Raw genomic sequence first — 12,591 nt, 5'->3', positions numbered from 1 at the left:
CGGCGGGGGAGCGGCGGACGGGGCGGGGTCGCCGGAACAGGCGGCGAGCGCGGGCGCGACGAGGCAGGCCGCGAGCAATGGCCGCCACGTCCTCGTGGTGGTCGGATGGGGCACCGCGATCCTTACCTCCCCGGTCGGGCTGGCTGGCCCGGTCATTCTGGCCCATCCGGGCCGGGGCCCGGGGATCGACTCGCCCAGGGGTGTGCCGGAGATTACTCCAGCCGGGTGGCGGCCGGGTCCGGTGGTCGCGGATTGTGTGTCCACAATGGACGATTAACATTCCGTTCACGCTCTGAAACACCAGCCTGTCATCAAGAATCGATCGGTCTAATTCACGCCGCGCGGGTTAACGTCCCGGCCGCGCGTGCCGACGAACTGGGTGGAGGCCGCAGAGCTTCCCGTCCCCGACCCGCACCGAACCCCGTGAGAGCGATGAACGCCGAAGCAGTCACCAGCCCCGAAGTGACCAGCCCCGACGCCCCGTCCCGCCCGCCGACCGTGCCCAGCACCGTCGTCTGGTGCTGCGGCCGCCCCTACGTCCTCGAGGCGAGCCCCGGCCGCGCCCGCTGGATGGGCAACGACCACCGCGGCCGTCCCGAAGCCCTGAGCAGCGCCGAACTGCAGCGACGCGGCTGGAGCCACCGCCGCGCGTGCTGAGCCGCCGCCTCTAGGGTGAGCAGGTGAGCACCGCCGCGCCCGAAGACACCCCGAACGCCGAGCCGTCCCTGCTGCGGCAGGCCTTCAACGTCCCCAACATACTGTCGCTGCTGCGGCTGGCCGGCGTGCCGGTCTTCCTGTGGCTGCTGCTGGGCCCGAAGGAGGACGGCTGGGCGCTCGGGGTGCTCGTGTTCAGCGCCCTGACCGACTGGCTCGACGGCAAGCTGGCCCGCTGGCTGAACCAGATGTCCCGGCTCGGCGCGCTGCTCGACCCGGCGGCCGACCGGCTCTACATCCTCGCCACGCTCGTCGCGTTCCTGGTCCGCGAGATCATCCCGTGGTGGGTCGTGGTGCCCCTCGTGCTGCGCGAGGCCGTGCTCGGCGTGTGCGTCCTGACGCTGCGCCGCCGCGGCTTCGCGCCGCCGGAGGTCACCTACATCGGCAAGGGCGCGACCTTCGTCCTGATGTACGCCTTCCCGTTCCTGCTGCTCGCGCAGGGTGGCTCGGACGTCGCGGCGGTGGCCCGGCCCATCGGCTACGCCTTCACGATCTGGGGTGGCGTCCTCTACGTCTGGTCCGGCGTCCTCTACGTCGTGCAGGCGCGCAACGCCCTGCACGGGGCCGCCGACGACTGAGCGCGACCGTTCGGCCGGGTCGTGCCCGGCGGCTGCGCCGTGTGGGTGTAAGACTTCGCCCAGCACGTTTCGCCAGTGAGGGCATGAAAGGGGACCGGCGGTGTCCGCTCCTGAAGAGCTTCGTTACACCGAGGAACACGAGTGGGTCGCCACCCGCGGCGAGGACACCCTCGTCCGGATCGGCATCACCGAGTACGCGCAGGACCAGCTCGGCGACGTGGTGTTCGTCGACCTGCCCGAGGTCGGCCGCCAGGTCGGCGCGGGCGACGTCTTCGGCGAGGTCGAGTCGACCAAGAGCGTCTCGGAGCTGTTCGCGCCGGTCGACGGCGAGATCGTCTCCGTCAACAACGCCGTCGCCGACTCGCCCGAGCTGATCAACAGCGACCCCTACGGCGAGGGCTGGCTCATCGAGATCCGGCTCGAGGACCCGTCGGCGCTCGAAGCGCTCCTCGAAGCCGAGGCGTACGACGCTCTGATCAAGGGCTGAACCCCCGTCCGACCTCGGATTCCGGCCGGTGGGGGCGATCTGCTCGCGCTTCTCCGGTCCCGGGGCTCGGAGAAGCGATCAGGCACGGTACGTTGGCAGCTACACGTTCTTGAAGTACTGGCAACACAGCATGTGTGGAGGAGAGCTCAGGTGAGCACGAACGACGGGCCGGGCGGCGTTCCCCCGGAGCAGTCTCCGGAGCGGACCTCTGTCTTCCGGGCCGACTTCCTGGCCGAAGCCGAAGGCCACGAGTCCGCTCCGGCCGCCGAAGCCCCGGTCCAGGGCGTCGACGCCCTGCCCGCGGGTTCGGCTCTGCTGGTCGTGAAGCGCGGCCCGAACGCGGGTTCGCGATTCCTGCTCGACCGCGACACGACCAGCGCCGGGCGCCACCCGGACAGCGACATCTTCCTCGACGACGTCACGGTCTCACGGCGGCACGCCGAGTTCCGCCGTGAAGGCGGGGAGTTCGTCGTGATCGACGTCGGCAGCCTCAACGGCACCTACGTCAACCGCGAGCCGGTCGACCAAGCCGTCCTCGCGGGCGGCGACGAGGTCCAGATCGGGAAGTTCCGCCTGGTCTTCCTGACCGGCCCGGGGCACGGGGGCCAGGGGGCGCAGTGACGGCGGCCGGGCGGCCACAACGGGACGGGTTGAGCATCGGGGCGGTTCTGGCGCAGCTGCGCCACGACTTCCCCGACGTCACGATCTCCAAGATCCGGTTCCTCGAGGCGGAAGGCCTGGTCCAGCCGGGCCGGACGCCCTCGGGTTACCGGCAGTTCGCCGCGGCGGACGTGGAGCGGCTCAAGTTCGTCCTGGCCGCCCAGCGGGATCACTACCTCCCGTTGAAGGTCATCAAGGAGCAGCTGGACGCGGCGGACTCGGGTGCCGGGCCCGTCGCGGCCCTGCCCCGGCCGCCCCGCCGCCTGGTGCCGATCGACGCGCCGGCCGAGAACGTGGGCCTGCCCGTGGCGGACGACTTCGCCCCCGGGCGGGAGCTGCGCCTGACCCAGGAGGAGCTCCTGGAACAGGCCGGCGTCGACGCGGGAGAGCTGGCCGAGCTGCAGCAGTACGGCCTGGTCCGGCCCGGTCCGGCGGGGTTCTTCGACCCCGACGCGGTCCTGGTCGCGCGGACGGTGAAGGCGCTGACGGAATTCGGTATCGAGCCGAGACACCTGCGCGCCTTCCGCGCCGCGGCCGACCGCGAGGTCGGGCTGCTGGAGCAGATCGTGACCCCGGTGTACCGGCATCGTGACCCGGAGGCCAAAGCGCGGGCCGACGAGGTGGTGCGGGAGCTCGCGGCACTGTCCGTGACCCTGCACACGCTCCTCGTGAAGGCCGGAATCCGCGGCGTCACGGGTTGTTGAGCCGTAACGGGACGGTGAGATCCTCTTTGCGGTCCCATGTCAATGACTGAATGTTCGGCACCTCATGCCGTACCGTGAGAACAACGGTTTGCGGTAGGCGAGCCGAGAGTGTGCGGACAGCGAGCACAGCGCACGGATGACGGGTAGCGTCGGGAGTGAACGGCGCGAGTGAGTTCCAGCGCTGAAGCCCGTGTGCACGAGAGGGAGGCGAAGCCCGATGAGCGAAATGCGCGTCGTCGGTGTGCGGGTCGAGCTGCCCGCGAATCAGCCGATCTTGTTGCTGCGGGAAACCGAAGGCGAACGGTACCTGCCGATCTGGATCGGCTCGGTCGAAGCGACCGCCATCGCGTTGGAGCAGCAGGGGGTCCGCCCGGCCCGACCGCTCACGCATGACCTCCTGAAAGAGGTCATCGGGGCACTGGGCCGCGAGCTCGAGCAGGTCGTGATCACCGACCTCAAGGAAGGCACGTTCTTCGCCGAACTGGTCTTCGACGGTGACATCCGGGTCTCCGCCCGGCCGAGCGACTCGGTCGCCCTGGCCCTGCGGATCGGTGTCCCCATCCACGCCGTGGACGCGGTGCTGGAGGAGGCCGGCCTGATCATCCCGGACGAGCAGGAGGACGAGGTCGAGAAGTTCCGCGAGTTCCTCGACTCCGTTTCGCCGGAGGACTTCCGCGGCGCCGACACGTAGACACTTGCCTTGACGCGGACGTCAACGTCTAGCGTCGGGGGCATGCGGATCGGAGAGCTGGCCAAGCGCACGGGTACCACTACCCGTGCGCTTCGCTTTTACGAGGACCAGGGCCTCCTCGCGGCCCGGCGCGCGGCCAATGGCTACCGCGAGTACGACGAGGACGACCTCCAGCTGGTCACGGAGATCCTGAAGCTGCAGACGGTCGGGCTGTCCCTCGACGAGACCCGGCCGTTCGTCGAGTGCCTGCGCAGCGGCCACGAGACCGGCGACAGCTGCCCGAGCTCGATCGAGATGTACCGGCGCAAGCTCGCCGAGGCCGACGCCGTCCTCGCCCGCCTCGGCGCCATCCGCGCCGAACTCGCCGGGAAACTCGCTGAAGCGCTGGCCAGGCAGGATCCCGGCTGCGCTCCCGATCCGTGCGTCGTCCCCGAACGTCTCTGAAGGAGCCTTGTCATGTCCGAAATTGCCGAAGTCACCGACGCGACGTTCGCCGCGGAGGTGCTGGGCGGCGACGTCCCGGTGCTGGTCGAGTTCTGGGCCACCTGGTGCCCGCCGTGCCGGATGATCGCGCCGGTGCTGGCCGAGCTGGCCCGCGAACGCGCCGGGACGCTGACCGTGCGCAAGATCAACTCCGACGAGAACCCGGAGACGACCCGGTCCTACCAGGTCATGTCGCTGCCGACGATGATCCTCTTCCGCGGCGGCGAGCCGGTGCTGACGATCGTCGGCGCGCTCCCGAAGGCCCGGCTCGAAGAGCGCCTCGACCGGGCCCTCGAGGCTCAGGCGGCGGTGGCCCTGACGAACGTGTCCGCGACCTCGCGGCCGTAGAGCTCCAGGTCCAGCGACGGGTCGGCCGCGTAGGCCGCCGCCACGCCGTCGACCGCCTGGGCGATCGACATCGCCATCACCTCGGGCGTGAAAGTGCCGAACACGCCCTCGGCCTGGCCCTGCTTGAGCTGGCGGGCCAGGCCGTGCACCCGCAGGTCGTCGACCAGCACCTTCGTCATCGCCCAGGTGTCGGTGTCGTCGGCGTTGGCGGCCATCTCGGTCAGCACCCGCACGCAGTCCGGGTACGCGCGCAGGAAGGCGATCGACGTCTCGATGTGCGCCCGCAGGTAGCCGGCCCGGTCGGCCGGGTCCAGGTCGCCGTGGGTGCGCTCCTTGAGGAACTCGTTCTTCGTCTCGACGACGGTGCTGAGCACCGCCTGCATCAGCCCGGCCTTGTTGGTGAAGTGGTAGGAGATCATCCGGGTGCTGCTCAGCCCGGCGCGTTCGCGGATCCTGGCGAACGTGGCCTTGCGGTAGCCGAGGTCGTTGATGACGCCGATCGTCGCGCCGATGATCTGCGCGCGGCGGGCGGCCTCGGTCACGCTGAGGCCCATCTCGGCCATCAGGTCCGTGTTTACTTGCATGAGTAAAAATTAACACGGTTGAGTAAAAGTGTCCAGGAGGTTTGAACCACCGACCGCTGGGTACGGCGAACGGCTCAAACACTCATCCGACCGTTGAGGCTTGCCGCGCGTCGCGTTGACCCGCCCTGTCTAGGCGCTTACCGTCGAAGAAGGTAAATCGCCACGATGTGATTCACGGTCTGGGGCCGGATCGTGGCGGTTGATCTCCGGTGGGACCCGCTCCTGGGTCCCGGCCGGCTGTCATTCGCCGGCCGCCTGGTCGGGCGAGGGGAGGCTTGCGTGGTCGAGGCTGGTTCAGAGAAGCAGCCTGTTCAGGTCGCGGCTGGTGAGCAGGGTGAACTGTTCCCCGACGACTCGCTGCCTGACGAGCTGGTCGGGTACCGCGGTCCGGCCGCGTGCCAGATCGCCGGCATCACCTACCGTCAGCTCGACTACTGGGCCCGGACGAAGCTCATCGCGCCCAGCATTCGCACCGCGCATGGCTCCGGCTCGCAGCGGCTGTACTCGTTCAAGGACATCCTGGTCCTCAAGGTCGTCAAGCGGCTGCTGGACACCGGGGTCTCGCTGCAGAACATCCGGGTCGCGGTCGACCACCTGTCCGTCCGCGGGGTCCGCGACCTCGCGAAGGTCACGTTGTTCTCCGACGGCACCACGGTCTACGAGTGCACCTCGCCCGAGGAGATCGTCGATCTGCTCCAGGGCGGCCAGGGCGTGTTCGGCATCGCGGTCAGCGGGGCCATGCAGGAGATCAGCGGCACCATCCACGAGTTCCCGGCCGAACGCGCCGACGGCGGCATCGTCGAGACGCACGAACCGGACGAGCTGACCCAGCGCCGCAACGCCCGCCGTACCGGGTGATCATCTCCGCGGCAGACGGAGTAAGGTGATCCACGCAGTCGACGAAACCGCGCGGGAGAGTCCGGACCACAACCTCGAGTCCGGCGCCGAAGGAGCAAGTCCTCCCCGGAACCTCTCAGGCACCCTGGACCGCGCGGTCTAGACGCCTCTGGAAAGCGGGTCGTCAGGACACAGCCTGATGGCCCCGCCGACGGTGCAAGCCCGGCTCAACCTCGGGCGAAACTCTCAGGCGCCCCTCTGGGGTACGGACAGAGTGGGGAGGGTTCCTCGACAGCGTTTTCGCGGATGCTGTCCGGGTCCGCCGTCCTCGGGAGGCCATCGTGCAGCAGTCACTCGCCTCCCTGGAACAGGGCATTCCCTTCGCCGACCGGCACATCGGGCCGGGTCCGGACGATCTCCGCACGATCCTCGACGTCGTCGGCGTCGCCTCCCTCGACGAACTCGCCGAGCGAGCCGTGCCCGAGTCCCTGCGCGCGTCCAGCGGCCCGCTGGAACTGCCGCCGCCGGCCACCGAAGCCCAGGCGCTCGCCGAGCTGCGGGAGCTGGCCGCGCGGAACCGGCCGATGGCCCAGATGATCGGCCTCGGCTACCACGACACCGTGACCCCGCCGGTGATCCGCCGGAACGTCCTCGAGAACCCGGCCTGGTACACCGCCTACACGCCGTACCAGCCGGAGATCTCGCAGGGACGGCTCGAGGCGCTGCTCAACTTCCAGACCATGGTCGCCGACCTGACCGGGCTGCCCGTCGCGAACGCGTCCCTGCTCGACGAGGCCACCGCGGCCGCCGAAGCCATGACGCTGGTCCGCCGCGCCGGCAAGTCGGCGTCGAACCGGTTCGTCGTCGACGAAGACACCTTGCCCCAGACCCTCGCCGTGCTCCGGACCCGTGCCGAGCCGCTGGGCATCGAGCTCGTCGTCGAAGACCTGTCCCAAGGGCTGACCGGGCTCGGCCTCGGCGGCGACTTCTTCGGGATCCTGCTGTCCTACCCGGGCGCGTCCGGCGCGGTCCGCGAGTTCGACTTCACCATTGCCGACGCCAAGAAGCACGGCGCGGCGGTGATCGTCGCGGCCGATCCGCTCGCTCTGACGTTGCTGCGGCCGCCCGGCGAGCTGGGTGCCGACGTCGCGATCGGGTCGACGCAACGGTTCGGCGTCCCGATGGGCTTCGGTGGCCCGCACGCGGCGTACCTGGCGGTCCGCCAGGGTCTGGAGCGGCAGCTGCCCGGGCGGCTGGTCGGCGTTTCGAAGGACGCCGACGGCGCGCCCGCGTACCGGCTGGCCCTGCAGACCCGCGAGCAGCACATCCGCCGCGAGAAGGCGACGTCGAACATCTGCACCGCCCAGGTCCTGCTGGCGGTGATGGCGTCGATGTACGCGGTGTACCACGGCCCCGACGGCCTGCGCGGGATCGCGCTGCGCGCCCACCGGATGGCGACCGTGCTCGCGGCCGGCCTCTGCGAGGGCGGCGTCGAGGTCGTGCACGGCGAGTTCTTCGACACGATCACCGCGGCGGTGCCCGGCCGCGCGGACGCGGTCGTCGCGGCGGCCCGCGACCTCGGCGTGAACCTGCGGCGCGTCGACGACGACCACGTCGGCGTCGCCTGTGACGAGACGACCACCCGCGAACGGCTCTCCTTGGTGTGGAAGGCCTTCGGCGTCTCGGTGTCCGATGTGGACAGCCTGGACGAGGACACGGCGGACGCGCTCCCCGCGCCGCTGCGGCGTACGAGCGGATTCCTCGCGCACCCCGTGTTCCACGCCCACCGCTCCGAAACGGCGTTGCTGCGCTACCTGCGGGAGCTGTCCGACAAGGACGTCGCGCTCGACCGCAGCATGATCCCGCTCGGCTCCTGCACGATGAAGCTCAACGCCACCGCGGAGATGGAGCCGGTCACCTGGCCGGAGTTCGCCGGGCTGCACCCGTTCGCCCCGGCCGAGGACGCGGCCGGGCTGCTGACGGTCGTCGCCGACCTCGGCGCCTGGCTGGCCCGGATCACCGGCTACGACACGGTTTCCCTGCAGCCCAACGCCGGCAGCCAGGGCGAGTTCGCCGGGCTGCTGGCCATCCGCGCCTACCACCGCGCACGCGGCGAGGGCGAGCGGAACGTCTGCCTGATCCCGGCCAGCGCGCACGGCACCAACGCGGCGAGCGCCGTGATGGCGGGCATGCGCGTGGTCGTCGTCCGGTGCGACGACGGCGGCGACATCGACCTCGCGCACCTGCGGTCCACAGTGGACGAGCACCGCGCCGACCTCGCGGCCATCATGATCACCTACCCGTCGACGCACGGGGTCTACGAAGACACCGTCGGCGAGGTCTGCGCGCTGGTGCACGACGCGGGCGGCCAGGTGTACGTCGACGGCGCCAACCTCAACGCCCTCATCGGCGTGGCGCAGTACGGCCGGTTCGGCGCCGACGTCTCGCACCTCAACCTGCACAAGACGTTCTGCGTCCCGCACGGCGGTGGCGGGCCGGGTGTCGGCCCGATCGGCGTCCGCGCGCACCTCGCGCCGTTCCTGCCGAACCACCCGCTGCAGCCCGCGGCCGGCCCGGAGACCGGCGTCGGCCCGGTGAGCGCGGCGCCGTGGGGCAGCGCGTCGATCCTGCCGATCTCGTGGGCCTACGTCCGGATGATGGGTGCCGAAGGCCTGCGCCGGGCGACCCTGGTGGCGGTGGCGAACGCCAACTACGTCGCGCGCCGCCTCGCCGAGCACTACCCGGTGCTCTACGCGGGCCGTTCGGGCCTCGTGGCACACGAATGCATCCTCGACCTGCGGCCGCTGACCAAGGAAACCGGCGTCACGGTCGACGACGTCGCGAAGCGGCTGGCCGACTACGGCCTGCACGCGCCGACGATGTCGTTCCCGGTGCCGGGCACGCTCATGGTGGAGCCGACCGAGAGCGAGGACCTCGCCGAGCTGGACCGCTTCTGCGCGGCGATGATCGCCATCCGCGGCGAGATCGGCCGCGTCGCGGCGGGGGAGTGGCCCCTGGCGGACTCGCCCCTGCGGCACGCCCCGCACACCGCGCGCTGCGTCACCGGCGAGTGGGACCGGCCCTACAGCCGCGAGACGGCGGTGTTCCCGGCCGGCGCCGGTGGCGCGAAGATCTGGCCGCCCGTCCGCCGCATCGACGGCGCGGCCGGCGACCGTAACCTCGTCTGCTCGTGCCCGCCGCCGGAGGCGTTCGCCTAGCTCCGGGCTTGCGCCGGCCTCACAGGGGCGGGAGGTAGGTTGACGCCATGGCGAGTGGTGGTGGTCCGGAGCGGACGTCCGTGGTCGTGACGGGGGGCAGCGGCTTCATCGGCCGCGCCGTCGTGCGTGCCTTCCGCGAGCGAGGCGTCCCGGTCACCGTCGTCGACCGGGTGCCGTTCCCGGACGAGCTGTCCGGCGTCCGCGTGGTCACCGGCGAACTCGGCGACGCCGCCGTCCGCGAAGAGGCCGTGACGCCGGAAACGGCGGCCATCGTGCACCTCGCCGCGCTGACTTCCGTGCTGCGCTCGGTCGAACTGCCGGAGCAGACCTTCGCCGACAACGTCCTCGTGACGCAGGAACTGCTGGAACTGGCCCGGCGCCTCGAGGTGCCGAACTTCGTGCTCGCGTCGACCAACGCCGTGATCGGCAACGTCGGCGGCGCGACCATCACACCCGACCTGCCGCCGCGGCCGCTGACGCCCTACGGCGCCACCAAGGCGGCGTGCGAAATGCTGCTGTCGGGCTACGCGGGCGCGTACGGGATGACGACGTGTGCGTTGCGGTTCACCAACGTCTACGGTCCGGGAATGTCCCACAAGGACAGTTTCGTGCCGCGGATGATGCGCGCGGCGCTGAACGGCACCGGCGTCCGCGTCTACGGCGACGGGCAGCAGCGCCGCGACCTCGTGCACGTGGACGACGTCGTCCACGCGATCATCCTGGCCGTCGGCAGCGGCTATTCCGGCACCGCGATCGTCGGCGCCGGAAAGTCGGTTTCGGTGCTGGAGATGGTCGAAGCCGTCCGTGAAGTGACCGGCGCGGAGCTGCCGGTGGAGCACGTCGAGGCGCCGGCGGGGGAGATGCCCGCGGTGGTCGTCGACGTCTCGGGGAGCGCGGAGACGATCGGCTACCGGCCGTCGATGTCGCTGACCGACGGGCTCGCCACGGCGTGGAAGTACTTCTCCGGTCTCGAGCGTCCGAACGCGACGGAGTGACCGCGGGCGTGTCCGGTTTCCTCCGCCGTCACTGGCTTCTGCTCCTCCTGCTGGTCCCCGCGATCGTCCTGCGGGTGCTCACCTGGCTCGCCTACCGGCCGGCCCTGCTGTACATCGACTCGTTCCGCTACATCGACAACCTGCACGCGCTGCGCGCCGACCAGCTCGACCCGATCGGCTACGACCTGGTGCTGCGCCCGCTGCTGGCGGTCGGCGGCCTGGCGTGGGTCGCGGCCGTGCAGCACGCCGGCGGTCTGCTGATCGCGGTCGGCGTCTACGCGCTCGTGCTGCGCCTCGGCGGCCGGCCGTGGGTCGCCGCGCTCGCCGCGGCCCCGGTGCTGCTCGACGCGTACCAGCTGCAGATCGAGCAGAACATCATGTCCGAGGTCGTCTTCGAGGCGGTGCTGCTCGGGCTGCTCTGGGTGCTGCTCGGCCGCGGTGCCCCCGGCTGGAAGCGCGCCGGCATCGCGGGGCTGCTCGTCGGGTTCGCCGTGCTGGTGCGGCTGATCGGGATCTCCCTGGCGTTGCCGCTGCTGGTCTACCTGGTCGTCGCCGGGGGCGCGTGGCGGCACTGGGCGGGCTGGCGCCGGGCGGGTGCCGGCCTGCTGGGCATCCTCGTCGTGGTCGTGCCCTACTCGGCGCGGGTGCACTCCGAGACCGGCAAGTGGGGCCTGACCGGGCCGTCGGGGAACATGCTCTACGGCCGCACCGCCGCCGTCGCCGACTGCGCGAACCTGCACCTGACGCCGGAGCTGCAGGTGTTCTGCCCGGCCGAACCGCGTGAGACGCGGCTCGTGGACAACTACACCCACGCCGACCTCGACCCGAACTGGCCCGGCCCGCTGCCGCCCGGCGCGGACAAGGCGGCGCTCGCGCACCAGTTCGCGATCGAGGTGCTCAAGGCCCAGCCCGGCGACGTCGCGGGTGCGGTGCTGGACGACTTCGCCAAGAGCTTCGCCTGGGCCCGCGAGCAGGACCCGACAGACGTCCCGCTCGACCGCTGGCAGTTCCAGCTCACCTACCCGCAGTGGGCCGACCAGTCCCTGATCGACCTGGTCACGCTGCAGAACGACGGCGTCGTCGCGAGCGTCGACGAGCCGCTGGCCGCGTTCCTGCGCGACTACCAGCTGAACGGCGGCTACGTCCCGGGCGCGGTGCTCGGCATCGGCGCGCTCCTCGGGCTGCTGACGGTCGTCCGGCGGAAACGGCCGGTGGACGCGGCGCGGGCGGGCGCGCTGCTGGCGTCGACGAGCGGGCTGGTCCTGCTGTTCGCCTCGGCGGTGTTCCAGTTCTCCTGGCGCTACCAGATCCCGGCGCTCGTGCTGCTGCCCGTCGCGGGCGCGCTCGGCTTCACGACGCTCACGTCGGCCAGCCGGAAACGCCTGGGCGCCTTCCCCGACGACGTCGACACGGGCGCGCTCGACGACTTCCGCGGCCGCCACCCCGGCCTGCGGATGTCGTCACTGGTCGTGGTCATCGCCGCCTACAACGAGGCGGGCGGGATAGGCGGCGTGCTGGAGAAGATGCCGGACGAGTGCCTGGGCCTGCCGGTGGACGTGCTGGTGGTGGTGGACGGCGGCACGGACGACACCGCGGCCATCGCCGAGGACCACGGCGCGTACGTCTGCGTCGCACCGCGCAACCGCGGCCAGGGCGCGGCGCTGCGTCTGGGCTACCACCTCGCGGCCGAGTCGGGCGCCGAGTACGTCGTGACCACCGACGCCGACGGCCAGTACGACAACAGCGAGCTGGAAGCCCTGGCCGGCCCGGTCGTCGACGGCACGGCGGACTTCGTCACCGGCTCCCGCCGGCTGGGCCACGAGGAGGCCGACAGCCGCGTCCGCTGGCTCGGCGTCCGGGTGTTCGCGGTGCTGGCGTCGGTGCTGACCCGGCGGCGGATCACCGACACGTCGTTCGGCTTCCGGGCGATGCGCGCCGACCTGGCCTGCTCGGTCCCGCTGAACGAGCCACAGTACCAGTCGTCGGAACTGCTGCTCGGCATCACCGCGCGCGGCTCCCGGGTGATCGAGCTGCCGATGAGCATGCGGCTGCGCAAGGCGGGCAAGAGCAAGAAGGGCGGCAGCGTCGTCTACGGCGCCAACTACGCGAGGGTCATGACGGGGACCTGGTGGCGGGGCTACGTGCTGCGCCGCGGCCGCAAGCCGACTGGTTGATCAGCAGCCCGGCCCGTCGTGTCGTCCATCCCGGTACGCGTGTCGTCCGTCGAGGTACGCGTGTCGTCCGTTCGATCACGCGGGTCGACCCGCCAATCACACGTGCCGGCGCTCTAGT

13 protein-coding genes and 1 riboswitch are annotated in these 12,591 nt (G+C 71.1%); of the genes, 12 read left to right on the top strand and 1 reads right to left on the bottom strand.

Translation table 11 applies throughout. The features are described 5' to 3' along the window. Positions 1–432: 432 nt before the first annotated feature. From ACGFMK_RS47790 to trxA, 8 genes are all read left to right on the top strand, one after another. On the top strand, positions 433–657 hold the full coding sequence (locus ACGFMK_RS47790; RefSeq protein ID WP_392778356.1) for a hypothetical protein: 225 nt from the start codon (positions 433–435) through the stop codon (positions 655–657). 23 nt (positions 658–680) lie between these two features. Further along, positions 681–1,292 (top strand): CDP-alcohol phosphatidyltransferase family protein, encoded by a 612-nt coding sequence (locus tag ACGFMK_RS47785; RefSeq protein WP_392778354.1) that lies wholly within the window; start codon positions 681–683, stop codon positions 1,290–1,292. Positions 1,293–1,392: 100 nt separating this feature from the next. Next, on the top strand, positions 1,393–1,779 hold the full coding sequence (gene gcvH / locus ACGFMK_RS47780) for a glycine cleavage system protein GcvH (RefSeq protein WP_323328507.1): 387 nt from the start codon (positions 1,393–1,395) through the stop codon (positions 1,777–1,779). 150 nt (positions 1,780–1,929) lie between these two features. Beyond that, positions 1,930–2,400 carry a glycogen accumulation regulator GarA gene (garA, locus tag ACGFMK_RS47775; RefSeq protein ID WP_284750621.1) on the top strand — a complete coding sequence of 157 codons (471 nt, stop codon included), beginning with the start codon at positions 1,930–1,932 and terminating at the stop codon, positions 2,398–2,400. Then, positions 2,397–3,143 (top strand): MerR family transcriptional regulator, encoded by a 747-nt coding sequence (locus ACGFMK_RS47770; RefSeq protein ID WP_392778350.1) that lies wholly within the window; start codon positions 2,397–2,399, stop codon positions 3,141–3,143. Before garA ends, ACGFMK_RS47770 begins: the two co-directional genes overlap by 4 nt. Positions 3,144–3,360: 217 nt before the next feature. Beyond that, positions 3,361–3,834, top strand: a complete 474-nt coding sequence (locus ACGFMK_RS47765) for a bifunctional nuclease family protein (protein ID WP_009078856.1) — start codon at positions 3,361–3,363, stop codon at positions 3,832–3,834. 42 nt (positions 3,835–3,876) lie between these two features. After that, on the top strand, positions 3,877–4,278 hold the full coding sequence (locus ACGFMK_RS47760) for a MerR family transcriptional regulator (RefSeq protein WP_392778345.1): 402 nt from the start codon (positions 3,877–3,879) through the stop codon (positions 4,276–4,278). A 12-nt stretch (positions 4,279–4,290) separates the two neighbouring features. After that, a complete protein-coding gene (trxA, locus tag ACGFMK_RS47755; RefSeq protein ID WP_392778342.1) occupies positions 4,291–4,665 on the top strand; it encodes a thioredoxin in 375 nt (124 codons plus the stop codon). Here trxA and ACGFMK_RS47750 read toward each other — a convergent pair. Beyond that, on the bottom strand, positions 4,617–5,249 hold the full coding sequence (locus ACGFMK_RS47750; RefSeq protein WP_392778339.1) for a TetR/AcrR family transcriptional regulator: 633 nt from the start codon (positions 5,247–5,249) through the stop codon (positions 4,617–4,619). The genes trxA and ACGFMK_RS47750 overlap by 49 nt on opposite strands. A 279-nt stretch (positions 5,250–5,528) precedes the next feature. On the opposite strand from ACGFMK_RS47750, the gene ACGFMK_RS47745 reads away from it, so the two are divergent. The 4 genes from ACGFMK_RS47745 (at position 5,529) to ACGFMK_RS47730 (ending at position 12,473) form a co-directional block, all read left to right on the top strand. After that, entirely contained in the window at positions 5,529–6,107 is a 579-nt protein-coding gene (locus ACGFMK_RS47745) for a MerR family transcriptional regulator (RefSeq protein ID WP_323328493.1), read from the top strand. A 42-nt stretch (positions 6,108–6,149) separates the two neighbouring features. After that, a riboswitch (glycine riboswitch) is annotated at positions 6,150–6,249 on the top strand. 178 nt (positions 6,250–6,427) lie between these two features. Beyond that, entirely contained in the window at positions 6,428–9,304 is a 2,877-nt protein-coding gene (gcvP, locus tag ACGFMK_RS47740; RefSeq protein WP_392778335.1) for an aminomethyl-transferring glycine dehydrogenase, read from the top strand. A gap of 47 nt (positions 9,305–9,351) precedes the next feature. Further along, positions 9,352–10,299, top strand: a complete 948-nt coding sequence (locus ACGFMK_RS47735) for an NAD-dependent epimerase/dehydratase family protein (RefSeq protein ID WP_392778332.1) — start codon at positions 9,352–9,354, stop codon at positions 10,297–10,299. Between the two features lie 8 nt (positions 10,300–10,307). Further along, the gene (locus tag ACGFMK_RS47730; RefSeq protein WP_392778329.1) at positions 10,308–12,473 is read left to right on the top strand and encodes a glycosyltransferase; all 2,166 of its coding nucleotides are present in this window, start codon (positions 10,308–10,310) and stop codon (positions 12,471–12,473) included. The last annotated feature ends 118 nt before the right edge of the window (positions 12,474–12,591 follow it).

The organism is Amycolatopsis sp. NPDC049252 (assembly GCF_043197175.1).
Lineage (GTDB): Bacteria > Actinomycetota > Actinomycetes > Mycobacteriales > Pseudonocardiaceae > Amycolatopsis.
The sequence above is the reverse complement of the archived record's forward strand: the minus strand, read 5'-3'. Positions and strand labels throughout refer to the sequence as shown.